The organism is Pseudomonas subflava (genome assembly GCF_023823685.1).
In the GTDB taxonomy this organism is placed as follows: domain Bacteria; phylum Pseudomonadota; class Gammaproteobacteria; order Pseudomonadales; family Pseudomonadaceae; genus Aquipseudomonas; species Aquipseudomonas subflava.
In genome coordinates this window covers 56,434-72,933 of sequence record NZ_JAMXBF010000007.1, presented here as the reverse complement: position 1 = coordinate 72,933, position 16,500 = coordinate 56,434, and the positions used below count along the sequence as shown (strand labels likewise).

16 protein-coding genes, 1 tRNA gene and 1 pseudogene are annotated in these 16,500 nt (G+C 60.9%); 9 read left to right on the top strand and 9 right to left on the bottom strand.

The window, feature by feature from the left end; translation table 11 throughout:
• Position 1 precedes the first annotated feature (1 nt).
• Together egtB and NF616_RS11725 are read right to left on the bottom strand one after the other, a co-directional pair.
• The gene (gene egtB, locus NF616_RS11730) at positions 2-1,288 is read right to left on the bottom strand and encodes an ergothioneine biosynthesis protein EgtB (RefSeq protein ID WP_252273462.1); all 1,287 of its coding nucleotides are present in this window, start codon (positions 1,286-1,288) and stop codon (positions 2-4) included.
• Between the two features lie 130 nt (positions 1,289-1,418).
• Positions 1,419-1,979, bottom strand: a complete 561-nt coding sequence (locus NF616_RS11725; protein WP_252273461.1) for an NADPH-dependent FMN reductase — start codon at positions 1,977-1,979, stop codon at positions 1,419-1,421.
• A gap of 240 nt (positions 1,980-2,219) precedes the next feature.
• Between NF616_RS11725 and NF616_RS11720 the strand changes: the two genes are divergently transcribed.
• Positions 2,220-2,366: a hypothetical protein gene (locus NF616_RS11720; protein WP_252273460.1), complete on the top strand. Its 147-nt coding sequence runs from the start codon at positions 2,220-2,222 to the stop codon at positions 2,364-2,366.
• A gap of 31 nt (positions 2,367-2,397) precedes the next feature.
• Here the strand turns inward: NF616_RS11720 and NF616_RS11715 are convergent, their stop codons facing one another.
• The gene (locus NF616_RS11715; protein WP_252273459.1) at positions 2,398-3,285 is read right to left on the bottom strand and encodes a LysR family transcriptional regulator; all 888 of its coding nucleotides are present in this window, start codon (positions 3,283-3,285) and stop codon (positions 2,398-2,400) included.
• 93 nt (positions 3,286-3,378) lie between these two features.
• Between NF616_RS11715 and NF616_RS11710 the strand changes: the two genes are divergently transcribed.
• The 4 genes from NF616_RS11710 (at position 3,379) to NF616_RS11695 (ending at position 7,389) form a co-directional block, all read left to right on the top strand.
• Complete coding sequence (locus NF616_RS11710; RefSeq protein WP_252273458.1) at positions 3,379-5,166, top strand: alkyl/aryl-sulfatase; 1,788 nt, start codon at positions 3,379-3,381, stop codon at positions 5,164-5,166.
• 24 nt (positions 5,167-5,190) lie between these two features.
• Complete coding sequence (locus tag NF616_RS11705) at positions 5,191-6,906, top strand: sulfatase family protein (protein ID WP_252273457.1); 1,716 nt, start codon at positions 5,191-5,193, stop codon at positions 6,904-6,906.
• Positions 6,907-6,920: 14 nt separating this feature from the next.
• A complete protein-coding gene (locus NF616_RS11700; protein WP_252273456.1) occupies positions 6,921-7,154 on the top strand; it encodes a DUF1145 domain-containing protein in 234 nt (77 codons plus the stop codon).
• Between the two features lie 76 nt (positions 7,155-7,230).
• Entirely contained in the window at positions 7,231-7,389 is a 159-nt protein-coding gene (locus NF616_RS11695) for a YqaE/Pmp3 family membrane protein (protein WP_074679695.1), read from the top strand.
• Positions 7,390-7,811: 422 nt separating this feature from the next.
• Here NF616_RS11695 and NF616_RS11690 read toward each other — a convergent pair whose 3' ends face one another.
• The 5 genes from NF616_RS11690 to NF616_RS11670 all read right to left on the bottom strand — a co-directional run bounded on the left by NF616_RS11690 (position 7,812) and on the right by NF616_RS11670 (position 12,803).
• Complete coding sequence (locus NF616_RS11690) at positions 7,812-8,501, bottom strand: hypothetical protein (protein ID WP_252273455.1); 690 nt, start codon at positions 8,499-8,501, stop codon at positions 7,812-7,814.
• Positions 8,488-9,597 (bottom strand): hypothetical protein, encoded by a 1,110-nt coding sequence (locus tag NF616_RS11685; protein WP_252273454.1) that lies wholly within the window; start codon positions 9,595-9,597, stop codon positions 8,488-8,490. Before NF616_RS11685 ends, NF616_RS11690 begins: the two co-directional genes overlap by 14 nt.
• Entirely contained in the window at positions 9,594-10,718 is a 1,125-nt protein-coding gene (locus NF616_RS11680) for a PD-(D/E)XK nuclease domain-containing protein (protein WP_252273453.1), read from the bottom strand. Before NF616_RS11680 ends, NF616_RS11685 begins: the two co-directional genes overlap by 4 nt.
• A gap of 134 nt (positions 10,719-10,852) precedes the next feature.
• Positions 10,853-11,623, bottom strand: coding sequence for a nuclease-related domain-containing protein (locus tag NF616_RS11675; protein WP_252273452.1), 771 nt, complete (start codon positions 11,621-11,623; stop codon positions 10,853-10,855).
• A gap of 94 nt (positions 11,624-11,717) precedes the next feature.
• The gene (locus tag NF616_RS11670; RefSeq protein ID WP_252273451.1) at positions 11,718-12,803 is read right to left on the bottom strand and encodes a Fic family protein; all 1,086 of its coding nucleotides are present in this window, start codon (positions 12,801-12,803) and stop codon (positions 11,718-11,720) included.
• An 804-nt stretch (positions 12,804-13,607) separates the two neighbouring features.
• On the opposite strand from NF616_RS11670, the pseudogene NF616_RS11665 reads away from it, so the two are divergent.
• The 4 genes and pseudogenes from NF616_RS11665 to NF616_RS11650 all read left to right on the top strand — a co-directional run.
• A pseudogene (locus NF616_RS11665) lies at positions 13,608-13,757 on the top strand (con-10 family general stress protein); the annotation flags it as partial.
• A 53-nt stretch (positions 13,758-13,810) separates the two neighbouring features.
• Positions 13,811-14,221, top strand: a complete 411-nt coding sequence (locus NF616_RS11660) for a hypothetical protein (RefSeq protein ID WP_252273450.1) — start codon at positions 13,811-13,813, stop codon at positions 14,219-14,221.
• On the top strand, positions 14,205-15,377 hold the full coding sequence (locus NF616_RS11655; RefSeq protein WP_252273449.1) for a hypothetical protein: 1,173 nt from the start codon (positions 14,205-14,207) through the stop codon (positions 15,375-15,377). The genes NF616_RS11660 and NF616_RS11655 overlap by 17 nt, the downstream gene beginning before the upstream one ends.
• Before the next feature lie 10 nt (positions 15,378-15,387).
• Positions 15,388-16,107 (top strand): demethoxyubiquinone hydroxylase family protein, encoded by a 720-nt coding sequence (locus NF616_RS11650; protein WP_252273448.1) that lies wholly within the window; start codon positions 15,388-15,390, stop codon positions 16,105-16,107.
• A 311-nt stretch (positions 16,108-16,418) separates the two neighbouring features.
• Here the strand turns inward: NF616_RS11650 and NF616_RS11645 are convergent.
• A tRNA-Ile gene (locus NF616_RS11645) sits at positions 16,419-16,495 on the bottom strand.
• Positions 16,496-16,500: the final 5 nt, after the last annotated feature.

The following is a 16,500-nucleotide window of genomic DNA, read 5'->3' as shown; positions in this document are numbered from 1 at the left end:
GTCAGACCTCCTTGGCCAGGCGCAGGCCGGCGAACTGCCAGCGCATGGTGGGGTAGAAGAAGTTGCGGTAGGTGGGGCGCACGTGGTCTTCGGGGGTGACGCAGCTGCCGCCGCGCAGGACCATCTGCCCGGACATGAACTTGCCGTTGTACTCGCCCAGGCTGCCGGGCAGCGGGCGAAAGCCGGGGTAGGGGCGAAACGCGCTGGCGGTCCATTCCCAGACGTCGCCGTAGAGCTGCTGCAGCCCCTCGACCGCACCGCCGGCGACCGGCTGCAGGTGATCGTTCTCGACGAAGTTGCCCCACAGCGGTTCGTCCTGGGCGGCGACCTCCCATTCCTCCTCGCGTGGCAGGCGGGCCTGGGCCCAGGCGGCGAAGGCCTCGGCCTCGAAATAGCTCAGGTGGCAGACCGGCGCGTCGAGGTCCAGGTCGCGCGGGCCGCCCAGGGTCAGCTCCAGCCAGTCGTCGCCCTCGCGCTGCCAGTACAGCGGCGCCTGCCAGCCGGCCCGCTGGATGTGGTCCCAGCCGTCGGACAGCCACAGGGCGATGTTGCCGTAGCCGCCGTCGCGGATGAAGTCGAGGTACTCGCCGTTGCTCACCGGCCGGCTGGCCAGCTGGAAGGCGTCGACGAAGGTGCGGTGGCGTGGTCGCTCGCAGTCGAAGGCGAAGTCGTCGCCGGCGTGGCCGACGTGACGCACGCCGGCGGGGTAGCCGAGCCAGCGCAGCGGTGCGGCCGGTGCTGCAGCGTTGGGCTTGAGATCGCTCCGGTAGGCCGGGCGCAGCGGGTTCTGCGCGAGGATGTGCTTGATGTCCATCAGCAGCAGTTCCTGGTGCTGCTGCTCGTGCTCCAGGCCCAGCTCGACGCGCCGCAGCACCTCGTCGGCGCTGTCGGCGCCGAGGTGGGTCAGCAGCTGCTCCATGGCCAGGTCGACGTGGCTGCGGTAGGCGTAGACCTCGCACACGGTCGGCCGCGATAGCAGCCCGCGGCGGGTGCGCTCGAAGGGCGTGCCATGGGTCTGGTAGTAGGAGTTGAAGAGGTGGTCGTAGCGCGCATCCAGCGGTCGGTAACCGGGCAGGAAGGGCTGCAGGATGAAGGCCTCGAAGAACCAGGTGACGTGGGCCAGATGCCACTTCGGCGGGCTCACGTCGGGCATGCTCTGGATCACGTAGTCCTCGCGCTCCAGCGGCTCGCAGAGGCGCTCGGTGGCGGCACGCACGCGGTGATAACGGCCCAGCAGGTGTTCGAGTTCGGCGAGTGAGGTGTCGGTCCTGCGGGCCCGGTTCGGCATGTCGCGCGTCCTGTGCTGGCGTCGCGGCAGCGCGACGGGTTTTAGGACCGACCGGGCGAAGGCGGCAAAGGTTCCGACGGATTTCGCCGCCCGTCGAGGGAGCCGGGTCGGGCGACCCGGCCGAGCGGGCTCAGGTCCGGTTGTGGATCTCGACCCAGCGGGCGAAGGTGTCGATGAACTTCTGCAGGAAGCCCTTGATGCTGTCGCTGGGCTGGCCGGCCTCGTCGAAGAAGCTGCCGGCGCCGCCCAGGTAGGATTCCGGCTGCTGCAGCACCGGCATGTCGAGGAACACCAGCGACTGGCGCAGGTGGTGGTTGGCGCCGAAGCCGCCGATGGCGCCCGGCGAGGCGCTGATCACGGCCGCCGGCTTGCCGCTGAATGCGCTCTGGCCGTAGGGCCGCGAGCCTACGTCGATGGCGTTCTTCATCGGCGCCGGCACCGAGCGGTTGTACTCCGGGGTGACGAAGAGCACCGCATCGGCCTGCTTCAGGCTGTCGCGAAAGGCGCTGTAGGGCGCGGGCGGCGGCGTCACGTCGATGTCCTCGTTGTACAGCGGCAGGTCGCCGATCTCGACGATCTCCAGTTGCAGCGACGGCGGCGCCAGCTCGGCCAGGGTCTGCGCCAGCTTGCGGTTGATCGAAGCCTTGCGCAGGCTGCCGACCAGCACGGCAACACGGTGGACGTTGCTCATGGGAACTCCTTGCGAGAGGGAAAGGGGGAGTCAGCAACTATAGTGCGCTTCGCTGGATTGTCCCGGCCGCTCTGTCTCGCTGCCTGGAGCCGAATGCGGCGACTGGCCGCAGCGTGCGAGGATTGACCCGCGCCACGCGCCGGCGGAGAGTAGGCCACGGCTGATCGACTGCCCGATCCCGCCCCCGCGCCCCACAAGAACAATTTCTGCGCCTTGTCCCCATTGCATGAGGAAATCGCCATGAATGCGTTCCACGCCCCGTTCGACCCCCGCTTCCAGTTGGAATCCGAAGAGCCCGCGCGCCTGCGGCGTTCCTCCATCCGCCGCGACATCCACCTCGCCCTGCGCCGGATCGACGCCCTCGCCGCCCGCCTGCGCCAACGCTGAGTCGGCTGTCGCGCCGCGCGAGCGTGCGGCGCTAGAGCTCGGCCGTGGCTTCCTGCGCCAGCAGCAGGCGGCGCAGTTCGGCCGCGCCCGGCGACAGGCTGTGCCCGGCGCGGCTGACGATGCCGTAGGCGGAGTGCTGGACGGCGCCCGGCTGCAGCGGCAGCGGCGCCAGACGCCCTGACGCCACGTCCTGGGCGATCACGTCCCACGGCGCCAGGCTGATCACCAGGCTGGTGGAGACCAGCTCCTTGAGCACCATGAAGTTGTCGCACTGGATGCTCGGCTGAAAGTCCGCGCCGAGCGCCGCCATCACCTCCTCGGGCAGCTGGGTGGCGGCCAGCGGATATTCCAGCAGATCGGCCATGCGCAGCGGTACGCGCTGCAGCAGCGGATGCCGCGGGTGGCAGAACAGCTTGCCGGCATGACTGCGCAGCGGTTCCACGTCCAGCAGCGGGTCGCCGCTGAGTTCGCGGATGTCGGCCACGAACAGCTCGATCTCGTCGTTCAGCAGGCGCGTGCGCAGCTGCTGCCAGTTGTCGATGGACAGCTGCAGGCGCACCCGCGGGTGGCGTTCGGCGAAGGCGCCCATGGCCTGCGGTACCAGACGCGCGGCGGGGTAGGGACCGGCGCCCAGGCGGAGTTCGCCGCTGGCGAGGTTGCCCAGCTGGCTGACCGCATTGCTCAGTGCACGGCTGCCGGCGAGCAGGCGCCGGGCATGTTCCAGCACCAGTTCGCCGTGGGCGGTGAGGCTGATGCCGCGTGGATGACGGTCCAGCAGCCGGCAGCCCAGGCCGCTCTCCAGCGCCTGGATGCTGCGGCTGAGCGCCGGCTGGCTGAGGTGTACGGCCTCGGCTGCACGGGCGAAATGACCGTGCTCGGCGAGGGCGACGAAATGGCGGAGCTGGCGAAGATCGTTCATGCGCGTGCTGCATCGTTGTAAGGATTGAAATGCATTGGAAGTATCAATCCTCTTTTGCCAACCTGCCAGCACATCAAGAACAAGAGTCCTGCCATGTCTTCCATCAGTCGCTTCAGCGGCCTGCTGCTGGCCGCCGCCCTGCCATTCGCCGCCCAGGCCGAGCTGCCCGCCGAACGCATCGAGCCCTCGATCCACCCCGAGCTGGCCGCCCACACCAAGGTCTTCGCCCAGAAGCTCTACAAGGTCGCCGACAACGTCTACTCGGCGGTGGGCTGGCAACTGGGCAACGTGGCGATGATCGAGGCGCCGGAAGGGCTGATCATCGTCGACACCGGCGAGTCGGTCAGCGAGTCGCGCAAGATCATGGCCGAGTTCCGCAAGGTCAGCGACAAGCCGGTCAAGGCGGTGGTCTACACCCACTTCCACCCGGACCACATCAACGGTGTGCAGGCCTTCGTCAGCCGCGAGCAGGTGGAAAAGGGCGAGGTGCAGATCTACGCCCACGAGACCCTGCTGGCCAACGTCGTGGCCCAGGGCGCGCTGGTCGGGCCGATCCTCGGCGTGCGCTCGGCCTACAGCTTCGGCTCCTACCTCGAGCCGGCCGACGAGAAGGAAATGAACGGCGGCATCGGCCCCCTCGTCACCCCCGAGCCGTCGACCTTCATCGCCCCCACCGTCACCTTCAGGGACCGCCTGGACACCATCATCGCCGGCCTGCCGGTGCATTTCCTCCACGCGCCCAGCGAGGCGCCGGACGAGATCGTCCTGTTCCTGCCGCAGAACCGGGTGCTGATCAGCGCCGAGGTGGATCAGGGGCCGACCCTGCCGAACATCCACACCCTGCGCGGCACCAAGTTCCGCGACCCGGTGCAGTGGGTGGCCAGCCTCGACAAGCTGCGTGAATTCCGCGCCGAGTACATGGTGCCGCTGCACGGCCAGCCGGTGACCGGCGCCGCCAAGGTGGAGGAGGTGCTGCGCATGACCCGCGACGGCATCGCCTACATCCACGACCAGACCGTGCGCTGGATGAACAAGGGCCTGACGCCGGACGAGCTGGTCGAGAAGGTCAAGCTGCCGCCGCACCTGGCCGGCTACACCCCGTACCTGCGTGAGTACTACGGCACGGTGAAGCACAGCGTGCGGCAGATCTACAACGGCTACCTGGGCTGGTTCCAGGGCGACCCGGTGGACCTCGACCCGGTCCCGCCGAAGGAGAAATCCGCACGCCTGATCGCCCTGATGGGCGGCCGCGACAAGGTGCTGCTGGCCGCCGGCGAGGCGTACCTGAAAGGCGACTACCAATGGGCGGCCGAGCTCGCCGGCTATGCCATTCGCGTGGACCACGACGACGCCCTGGCTCGCGACATCAAGGCGCGCGCCTTCCGCAAGCTGGGTTACGCCAGCATGAACATCAACTGGCGCAACTGGTACCTGATGAGCGCCATGGAGCTGGAAGGCAAGCTCGACGCCGAGAACATCCGCGACCGCTCCGTGGCCATGCGCGCGGTGCTGCTGTCGCCGGACATGGTGCGCAACTTCACCCCGCAGATCTTCCTGCAGAACTGGATCACCCGCATCGACCCGGAGAAGGCCGGCGATGTCGAGCTGACGCTGGGCTTCGACTTCCCCGACGTGAACGAGCAGTGGGCGCTGGAGATCCGCCGCGGCGTGGTGCAGCTGCACCAGGGCATTCCCGAGGGCGCGCCGCTCAAGCTGAGCATGGACAAGCGCTTCATGGAGACCCTGCTGACCGGCGAGGGCGGGCTGGTCAAGGGCATGCTGCTGGGCGACGTGAAGGTCGACGGCAACCTGCTGGACATCAAGACCTTCCTCGCCTGCTTCGACTTCGGCGACGAACCGTTCGGCCTGACCGTGCGCTGAGCCCGCACCCGCGAGGAGAGAGCGATGAAACGACGTGATCTGTTGCAGCGCGCGGCCAGCCTGACGGCCGCCGCCGTCGCCGGCCCGGTGCTGGGCCAGCAAGCCGCGCCGGCGCGGGTGCGACCGGCCGGGCGCAAGCCGAACATCCTGCTGATCGTCACCGACCAGCAACGCGCCCATCGGGACCTGCCGTCCGCCGTGCCCCTGCCCGGGCACGAGCGCCTGCTGCAGGGCGCGGCGAGCCTGGGCAACTTCCACGTCAACACCACGCCCTGCTCGCCGTCGCGCTCGGTGCTGTTCACCGGTCAGCACACGCAGCACACGCTGATCACCGCCAACCTCGGCCTGCCGCCGTTCCGCGAGCTGTCGCCGCAAGTCCCGACCCTCGGCCACATGCTGCGCGAGCAGGGCTACCTGACGGCCTACAAGGGCAAGTGGCACCTGTCGCACATCGAACAGTCGAGCAACCTCACCTACGGCGTGGTCGAGCCGACCCGCGATGCCTTGCTGGCCTACGGCTTCGCCGACTACAACCTGAACGGCGACCCGCACGGCTCGCTGATGACCGGCTTCATCTACGACAAGGTCACCGCCAGCGACTCGGTGGCCTGGCTGCACGAGCATCGCGGCGATGAGCGGCCCTGGTTCCTGGCGGTCAATTTCGTCAACCCGCACGACATCATGTTCTACAGCTCCGGCATCCGGCAGGAACGCTCGCGCCTGCGCAGCAACTTCCTCGGGCCGATCTCGCCGGGGCCGAGCACCGGGCTGTACGAGAAGCACTGGGACCTGCCGCTGCCGAAGAGCTTCTACGCCGAGGACCTGAGCCGCAAACCCTGGGCTCAGCGCGCCGACGTGGCGCTGTGCAACAACGTCTACGGCCACCTCGACCCCAAGGACCAGCAGGCCTGGCAGGGCCTGCAGAGCTACTACCTGAACTGCGTGCGCGACGTCGACCAGTCCATCGAGCAGGTGCTGCTGGCGCTGGAAAGCAGCGGCCTGGCCGACGACACCATCGTCATCCTCACCGCCGACCACGGCGAGATGGCCGGCGCCCACCAGCTGCGCCAGAAGGGTCCGCACATGTACAAGGAGAACACCCGGGTTAACTTCATCGTCCGTCACCCGGACGTGCGCCAGGGGTTCACCAGCGAGGCGCTGGGCTCGACGGTGGACATCGTGCCCACCGTGCTGGAACTGGCCGGGCTGGCGCCAGAGGCCCAGGCCGAGCGTTACCCGCAGCTCGCGGGCGTCAGCCTGGCGGAAAGCCTCGGCGGCGCGAGCAAGCGCTCCGAGCGCGACCGCCGCGGCCATCTGTACGACTACGGCGTGGTCATGTACCTCGACCCGGAATTCACCGAGGCGGTGATGCGCGACCACGATCAGGTCACGCCCTGGTCGATCATCCAGGAATCGCTGGCGCAGATGCAGCTCGGCCCCTCGCTGGACAACCGCGCGCTGTTCCGCGGTGTGCACGACGGCCGCTACAAGTTCGCCCGCTACTTTGCCGCTGCCGACCACCACACGCCGACCGACTTCGCCACCCTGACGGCCCGCAACGACCTCGAGCTGTACGACACCTGGAGCGACCCCGACGAGCTGAACAACCTCGCCGAACGCCCCGAGGCCCAGCGCGCGCTGATCGAACCGCTGAACGCACGGCTCAACCAGTTGCTGGCACAGGAGGTGGGCGTCGACGACGGCCGCGAGCATCCCGGCCCCGGCTTCCTCTATCACTGAACAGGGAGAATTCCATGCTGAAGTTCGCCAAGGCGGCGCTGCTGCTGTTCTGGTTGCTGGCGCTCGCCAACCTCGCCTGGCCGTTCGCCGGCGCCTACTTGGGCTGGATCGCGCTGACCCTGCTGCTGGTGCACGGGCTGGAGATCGCCCTGCTGCACCGCCGCCTCAGCCGCCGGCCGCAACCCTGGCGCGAGCGCCTGCTGGTGCTGCTGTTCGGCGTGCTGCACCTGCGCGGCATGGCCGCCTAGCAGGGGATTTCAGCGGAACCGCAACGGCGCGGCGAGGGTCGATGGAGGACAGACTTATTCCTCAAGGAGTACCGCCATGGACCTCGTCCGCATCCTCATCGCCATCCTCCTGCCACCCCTCGGCGTCTTCCTCCAGGTCGGCTTCGGCGGGGCATTCTGGCTCAACATCCTGCTGACCCTGCTCGGCTACATCCCGGGCATCGTCCACGCGGTGTACATCATCGCCAAGCGCTGAACATATCCGGCGCAAACAAAAAGGCCGCGCAATTGCGCGGCTTTTTATTGGGTGGGCTCATCACGGACTTGGGCCGTGGAGCAAAGGATGTATGAGTTGCTGGGAACGCTGCAAGCCCAGTGAAATCGTGCGTAGCGTAGCGCAGGTACAGTTAGCTGAAAGCAGCGTTGTAGAGCGGGTAAGCGCAATTTGGTGAAATCCGTAAAGCTGGGCACTGTACCGCCAGTGTACTGTTCTCTATACCTTGAGAGGGCATAGGAAATGCGTTATGTAGAAATCGTACGGCCTGCATAAGTCTTGGAGTAGGTGTGTTTGGCGGCTACCAAACAGTCCCGTACATGCTGACCCTTTCAATCTATGCAATTGATGCGCACAGATATTTTGTGGGGACTTCTCATAGGCTGACTACTTTTAGCGAGGGGCTAGGATAGCCCTTCGGCTATGAACATGTTTATGAGCTCAACAAGACTTTTTTCATCGGGTCCATGCACGGATATTAGCCCGGTTGAACGAACCTCAATTGTAGACTTCTTTGTACCGCTTGATGCGGTAAATCGGGCTCTTTCTATTTTGAAGGTTTTGCCTTTGAAGTGATATCTTGCATCATGTATTGCATCTTTTAGGCTCGTTATTTCTATAGTTGCAGAGCTACCCTTGTCCAAATTTACGCCGGAAAGTAAGGCTCTAGTGTTTTTCAAGTGAATTGAGTCACGGTTGTTCGACAGGAATTCGCTTAGTGCATGTATATCAATCTGTATTGCTGAGGCATAGAATCTCGTTCCTAATATTTCTGATAATTTCCTTATTAGCTCCCTAACGGAGCGTGAGGGGTTTTCTAATATTAGTATGTGATCGTTGCGGATTCTGCTTATTGTGAATTCGTTTATTATGTATCTTTTGGATGTAACTTCCTCAGTGTTGCCGAAGGGGTCGATTATTAGTTCTTTTGAGATAACTTCTTCTATAAATTTTGCGCACGCATAGGACTCTGAAATTTTTATCGGTTCAAAGCCGTTTGGCGCTCCAATTTTAAATGGATTGTTTAATATCTTTGAGTACGTTTCTTCCAGGCTGTTTGGTAGAAATATCTTGAGGAGTTTAATCTTCTTCATTTTCTTTCTCCGTTGCCTTTTGTGAAATCTCCCTAATTGTTTCGCGGGCTTTATTTTCGAGCTTTTGGAGTAGGTCTTTTTCAGCGGAGTAGCTAAGAGGTGTTCTGTTCTTGCTGTAGATTCCCTGGTTCTTATATTTATAGAAGCCTTTAGCTATGTATGAGAATTCTGTGCAGGACTCGGGCTCTGCAAATTGTGCCTCAAGTTCTATTTGATCGCTGCCGACCGTTGGCTCTTTGCAGCGCCAGATAATTTTCCAGATGTAAAATCCTTTGGCGTACAGGCTATGAAGCTCTTCGGACTGCAATACTCCCTCGCCTTTGAGCGAGGCTTTCGATATGTGGACGCCAAAATCTACTTCTTCATCGTCTTCATCGTCGCTGTCAAAATCTGGGTCCGCTGAGGGGCTTTCCTTAGGGTGGTAAACATAAGCATCTGTCACATCGACCAGGTCGTAGCTTCCAATTTTTTTGATCAGTTCAATGAAGAATTCTGTTCTGAGTTTATGGTCGCTGATGTGCTCAAGTGATATTTCGGTGAACTCAATTTCCCCATCTGTTTCTTCTTGTATTTTCTGAAGAAGCTCTTCTTTCCATACGTTTACATCCTCGTTTAGAGGGGTTCTTAGTGTGAAGCCCGTTTTGTTTGGCTCAATAATAAGTGTTGCTTCTTTGTTTACGGTCTGCCGTAGTTCGCTTTTATCAAGATTTAGCTTTTGATATTTTACTACTACTTCTATGTCACCATTAGGCAGGATGTTGGTGTCTGCTGTATTGCCTTCACTGTTGATCTTTTTGCAAAGCTCGTGGGCAGCTTGGACTACATCTTCTTTTTTTACTGTGCTTGGTATATCGCAGGAGGTTGATTTTTCTTTTCTGGAATAAGAGCCTAGTATTTCTGATAAGAATTCAAAGTCGTGATACCCGTGCGTAAGCCTAGAAAAGTAAAGGGCTAGGTCTTTTCGTTTCGTTTCTTTGGAAATCAGGATTCCTCTAGAAAAGAAGATATCTATTATCTCTTGATTGGTCAGCTTGGAGTTGTTGAGGGCGTCGAAAAGGGCTTTGTCGCTGACGCTATAGAGGTGTCCCATTTTCATCGCTCATCCCTCCAGCCGATTTCGGTTTCAGAAAATTTCTTTTGGACTATCTCTATAACCTTTAAATCTATTCTCTCAAGCTTTTGTTTCTTGTATTCATCAAAACCCCAGTCCCCTGCATAGGAGGTTTTGGCGGCTTCAAAATTACTTCTAAGTTCTGGTGATGGCGCATCGCATGCAATTCTTAACCGCAGTGAGCAGTCTCGGTCTAGTATTTGTAAGTTGGAGAGAGTGTCTAGTAGGTATATAAATTCTTTTACTGTGCTGCCGCTTCTGTTGTAGTAGACAATGAAGCCGGCGCCGAATCGCTCTTCGGGTCTCTCGGTCTTTTCGTTCCACTTCTTCACCGCGTTGTGCTCAATTATCATATACGGTGCAGATAGAAGCTCAATCGTTGCGGGTCGAGCTTCTTTGGGGAGTTTTGTTTTATGTAGGGTGAGTTCTGGGTAGTGGAAAAAGTACTCGCTCTCTGGGAACGTGCCTTCAGTATGGAGATTTGCGCTGTCGTTTTTTATGGTTAGTAGGTAGTTTATTGTTCTTGGTTCAATGATGTGTATTTGCTGTCCTTTGCATACGGGGAAGTTGCTGAGGTCTATTTTACCCTGGCCTTTGTCTGAGCCATCTACTTTCTCGCTTTTGAATACGTCATAGAATTTTTTGTCGTACTCTCCGTCATGGTTGTATACAAAGAGTAGTCCGCGCACTTCGCTGTCTTCGACGTGATTGTACTTCCCTTTCCATTCTGGGCTTGAACGGGCACAGTCAATCGTAACGGCAAGGGATTTCAGAGCGGATCTAATCATTGTTTTATATATAGAGCCGCTTTTATAGCTTTTTAGGTCTGTATTTAGCATGACCCGTTGTGCGGTGTACGGATCAATGTAGCTGAAGACTACGTCTACAGGGTGTTTGTGCAGGCGCTCTTGCTCTGATGCTTCTGTAGGCACTGGAGCGGAGTCTAGTGACTGTTCCTTTTTCTTGGGCGGTGCGTGCTTATCAGTTTTAAGGCATTTGAAATTCTGATCCATGAGTGGAAATCTAGTCCACTTGAACCAGTTGAATATTTCAGATGAAACGATATTTGCCATTTCGGCAATTGCCGATACTTCACCGCCAGCCATTTAAATCTCCTTGTCTCGCCTTGTGCGGCCTATTGTTATTTACGCTTTTCTGTAAGCAACTCGGTGTTTGCATGGTGGTAGCGCATTAGTACGTATTAGAGAGCGGACCATGATTTCTTGGTCTCCTCTGCGGTTCAAATACTCTGTATCGTTCGGCACTTGGGAAACGCTGAACATCCCCAAAACTGCTGCCCAGCTTTAGCCCCTGATTTCACGGTGCGTATCAGTAGCGCGCTGCCGCATTTCGGGCATTGCCGCTCGGCTGTTGGATCGCTACGGCGATTGAGGTTTTGCACGTGCTCGCGGTGGGTGGCGAGGGTTGGCGCGCGGCGGCCGGTTTGCAGGGCGTGCAGCAGGGCATCGACTTCAGCCACGCTGAATACCGGCTGCTGGAATGACTTGATATAGCGGATAAAGCCGATGCCCTGGGTCACATTGGCCGGCACTTCGGTTTTGAAGGTACTGCCGCCCACGAAGGTGATGACCGAGTGCAGGTGCTCGGGGTTTATGCCTAGGGTGGCTTCCAGGGCTTTGAGGTGCTTGTAGTTCTGCCGCAGCGGGTTCTGGAATTTGAAGCGCTGCTTGTAGATCTGCTGCGTCCACTGCGCCTGCTTCTCGCTGCCGAAAATCCAGCCGCTCATGTTCTTCGTTTCCAGCACGAAGAGGCCATAGGGCGAGAGAAATACGTGGTCTATCTGCGTGGTGCCGTCTGGTGTGTTCAGGGTGAGGTTGTGCAGGCGGCGGTAGGTCTGTTTGTCCAGCTGCCAATGGGCAAACAGCCGCACTATGAGTTCGCCGATATGACCCTTGGCCCATGGTGACTTGAGCAGGCCGATCAGCAGCAATAGCGGGATAAACCAGCCGAGCGTGCCCCAGGCTTGCGTAATGACGGGAGTGAAATCCATTTCCTGTCCTGGTGATCCAGAATTAACCGGATAGTACCGAAACTTGTCGTAATGGCACTACACCATTACGGTGCGCCGTGTTGTCGCTGCGGAGTCAGCCTTGCGCGTTTGTAGAAGGCTGTATCTGGTAACGCGTGCTGCGTCCGCCACCGGGCAGCCGGGCAAGGCAGCCCTTCTCGACAAGATCGCTCAGATGACGCGTGGCGGTGGCTTTCGAGACCTTGGCCACGGCCTGATATTGCGCGGCGCTGATGCCGTTCTCGAAGCCCCGTTCGCCGCCATCGAGCAGGCGGTTGAGCACTTTGATCTGCTCAGCGGATAAGGCTTGGCTACGGTGAGCCTGCCAGAAGCGCGCCTTGACCAGCACGCGGTCGATACGAGCAACGGCCTGCTCCAAGCTCTTGAGCAGCGTGGCGAGGAACCACTGCAGCCAGGCGGTGATATTCGGCGTTCCTTTCTGGCTCGCTTCCAGGATGCGGTAATAGCCAGCGCGGTCGTCGAGGATGCTCGCCGACATGGCGTAAAAGCGGATGGCCTGATGTTCGCCCTGAGCCAGTGCCAGGTCGGTGATGGCGCGTGTAAGGCGACCATTGCCGTCATCGAAGGGGTGCAGGGTGACGAACCAGAAGTGCGCAATACCGGCACGCAGAAACGGGTCGAGGCTGGCATCGCTACGGCTGCTTTCGAACCAGGCGAGGAAGTCGCCCAGTTGCGCTTCCAGCCCGGCGCGGGGCGGCGCCTCGAAATGCACGGTAGGGCGGTCGAGCCGGCCGGAAACCACCTGCATGGGCTCTTCGCCGCGCAGCATGCCGATGCGCAGCGGGCGCGCCAGTAGGTGGTCATCGCTGGGGAACAGCCAGCCATGCCAGGTGAACAGTCGCTGCAGATCGAGCGGCCGCTGAAAGGCGCGGGTGGCATCGAGCAGCAGTTCCGCCAGGCTCTCAGAGCGAGCGGTGGTGCGGCCTTCTTCGTTCAGCCCCAGGCGCCGCGCCAGTGACGAGCGCACCGAACCGACATTCAGCTTCTCGCCCTCGATGGCTGATGAGGTGACGATGTTCTGCAGCAAGGCATCCAGGCTGCTCTGCACTTCGGTATCACCACCAACGGCACCGAGCATGCCGAGCAAGCGACCCTGCGCCTGGCACTTGGGCTGTTGCCAGATCCAGAGCGGGTCGTTCATGAGGGCTGCTCGTCTGTGAGCCGATTAGCGGGCTTATTCGGCTCATATGGTGAGCCGATAATGGCGGCTATTCGGCTCACTGTCTAATCAGGGGTGCCTAGCTGAAGAGTGCGCCAAGCCTGGCTGAGCTGGCCTACCTGTCTAGCCGGCTCGATGGCTTGTGCAACTCTCAAAGCGAGCAGACCCGGTCGACCGGCAGCGCTCTATTCGGCCACGTCGAGCTGGTAGGTAATCTCTGCGTCCTGCCCCGCGCACTGCGTGCCATAAGTGCTGGCGTAAAGCCGCACCTCGTGGATTCCTGCCTGTTCGGGCACTCCACGAATGAAGCCATGCTTTCGCGCTCGGTGTGAATGATGCTCAGCCCCTCTGGGAGAGGTCTTTCGCGATCATCGAGAATCCGCCCAACCGGGGTGGTTGCATTGATCACATCGATCCGCACGTCATAGGCCGCACCTACTTTCGCGGCGGGCAGCTCCTTCGGCATGAATTCAGGCTCGGGTCGCATTGCACAGCCCACCAGCACATTACCTAGCATCACGATCTCGCCACTCGCCAGCGATCACGCTCTCTTTAACGACCCGTACTTTCCATGTGTCGGCCCGCTAAGTGTCCCCGGACATCGGAGGCACGGGCCAGACCAGGCTCTAGAGCGCTTCGCTTGCTTTGGCCACTCGTCAGAGATCGATCAGCGAGGCGTGGGAAAGACTGAACGTCAAGCGGCGCTTCTCCCTCCACTGCATCGCAGGGGCAATCCTGCCCCACAGTGAATCTGGAGATACTCAAATGCCTACCAACAGTAACCCGGGCAATTTCGCCAATGATCGAGAAAAAGCTTCCGAGGCCGGCAAGAAGGGCGGCCAGAACAGCGGAGGCAATTTCGCCAACGACCGTGAGAAAGCCTCCGAGGCAGGACGCAAGGGCGGTCAGAGCAGTAATGGAGGTGGCCGCCAGTAAGGTGTAACACCCCATAGGGAGGCCTTCTTCGGGCCTCCTCCAGGAGCCAAGACATGCTTGAAGACGAGTTGGCAAACCGCATTCCCGGCTACCGAATCGCCGATTGCTCGCCGGGCGACAAGGAAACCATTCTTTCGCTGGTCAACGAGGCGAGTGGTGAGCGCTTCGCCATCGATGCGCTGCGCATCGAACAGCTAGTCGGTGGGGCTGATCATCTCGGCAAAAGCATCTCTGAAAGGCTTACCTTGCACGCCGCCGGCATGTCGGTCGATGGGGTACGCAAATTAACAAGCGGCTCACCCAACGGGGCGCTGCAGCCAGCAGGCGACAGGGCATTGCCCAGCCCAACGGCGAGCCACGCCGCCTATCGCACCACTGCAACTAGTGCTCGGCACCCCACTCAGGACAGAGAGGCCGCCGAAGCCTCTCCACCGACTGGAGGTAAGAATGGAAACCCTGACTAGCCTGTTCGACGCCAAGGGCTGCCCCTTGGACAAGCAGAAATTCACCTGGCGAGAAATGGCCAGCAAACCCATCAGCAAGCTCGACGATGACGCCTTTACCCGCGTGCGCATCATCCTCATGAACGGCATCGAGACCGACGCCCTGCGCCTGAAGAACATCGGCGCGCGCTTCCACGGCGAGCTGCGCCAGGCCCTGGCTCAGGTGCGCCGTTGCGAGCAGCACCAGGCCACCATGGTCAATTGGCTGCTCTCGGCGGACCACTCGCCGCTGGAGACCACCGTCGCCTACGAGCAGGTGGCCATCGAAGTCACCGCCGCCGTCGCCCAGACCGAACCCGATCCCTACCAGGCGCAGACCTACCGCTTCGGCCTGCTGGAAGACTTCGACCACCTCTACCGCTACTCGGCGATGCTCGATCGCCTCGAAGGCAAGGACGCCAACAACATCCTGCAGGGCTATACCGACATCATCCCCAGCCGGCCCACTACCGTGCACCACCGCGCGCCCGAGGACGACCTGCGCGACTCCTACCAGCGCGACTCGGCGGCGCTGATCACCAAGATCCACGCCGCGATGATCACCGCTGCCGAATACCAGACCCACGACTACTACATGACCATCGGCCCGACCTTCGCCGACCCGCTGGCGCGCCAGCTGTATGCCGAGATCGCCTCGGTCGAGGAGCAGCACGTGACCCAGTACGGCTCGCTGCAGGACCCGGGTGAGAGCTTCCTGGAGAAATGGCTGATCCACGAGGCGATGGAGGTCTACGCCTACAACAGCTGCCTGGAGCAGGAGGAGAACCCCCGCATCAAGGCGATCTGGGAGCGCTTCCTGGACTACGAGCTGGGCCACCTCAATCTGGTTGGCGAGCTGATGAAGAAGCACGAGCGCCGCGACCCGTCCGAGATCATCCACGGCTCGGTGCCCAAGCTGATCGAGTTCAAGAGCCAGCGCGAATTCGTGCGCAAGACCCTGGCCGAGGAGATCGACCTGCGCGCCAAGGGCCACGAATACGTCGACAAGAAGAACGAAGGCCATGCCAGCCGTGACTACCGCAACCAGCTGAACTCCGAAGGCATCGCCGCGGAAGCCGTTTCCGCCGGCTACCAGTGGGCGCCCGGCACCGAGCTCAGCCTGAAGAAAGCCTCCTGAGGAAACAACCATGCAGAACGCAACCAAGATGGGCCTCAATTGCACCGGTGCGCAGATGTCGCCGATGGACAGCAAGGAACAACTCAAGGCCAGCCAGGAAGTGCGGCCGGACATTCCCGGCAACGAGCGCAAGCTGGCGCTGGTCCGCACGGAGGAGGCCGCCAAGGCCGATGCCATCGGCTCGGTGCCGATCCCCGGCTCGGCCCGCGGCATGGTCAAGACGGCGCTGAACAAGCTGGTCGGCGTCAGCCCCGAGGTACTGATCGACAAGCTCGGCGAGCGCCTGGCCTTCGAGCGTGGCGGCGTGCGCCTGTACGAGGCGCTGATGGCCAAGGCCCAGGCCATCGACGCGGTGGACGAGCAGATGCTCAAGACTATGAAGCACTTCCGTGACGAGGAGGCCGAGCACCTGCAGCTGGTGGTGGCGGCGATGGAAAAACTCGGCGCCGATCCCACGGCCATGACGCCCTGTGCCGACGTGGTCGGCGTCACCAACATGGGCGTGCTGCAAACCATCAGCGACCCGCGCACCAACCTCGCGCAATCGCTCAACGCCCTGCTCACCGCCGAATTGACCGACAACGCCGGCTGGGAGCTGCTGATCGAATTGGCCGACGCGGCCGGCCAGAGCTCCATATCCGAGTCCTTCGAAAAGGCGCTGGCGCAGGAGCAGGTGCACGCGGACACCGTACGCGGGTGGCTCAGCGAAGAAGTAATGCGGCAGGTCTAGAGGTTTAACTAGCTACGGTCCCGCTTCCGTGCGAAGCGGGACCGCTTCCCTATGCCGACACCAAAGATGCCCGGCACGGCTCGCCCATGACGGCACAGCCATGCATGGGGCTAGACATCAACTAGCCATCTCAGATGGCGGAACGCCAATCCCGTTCCCCTTTGGGGAAGCACGAACCTGTTAGAAAGCTATCTGAGTGCTATCTGTGAGCAGAAGATCTTGCGGCGCCTTATCGCAGCAAACGGTACGTGCATTTTTATTCGGCCCTTAAACGACAAAGGCCAGCACGATGGCTGACCTAAGTCGTTATATGGTGGGCCCACACGGACTTGAACCGTGGACCAACGGATTATGAGTCCGCTGCTCTAACCAACTGAGCTATAGGCCCTCAGA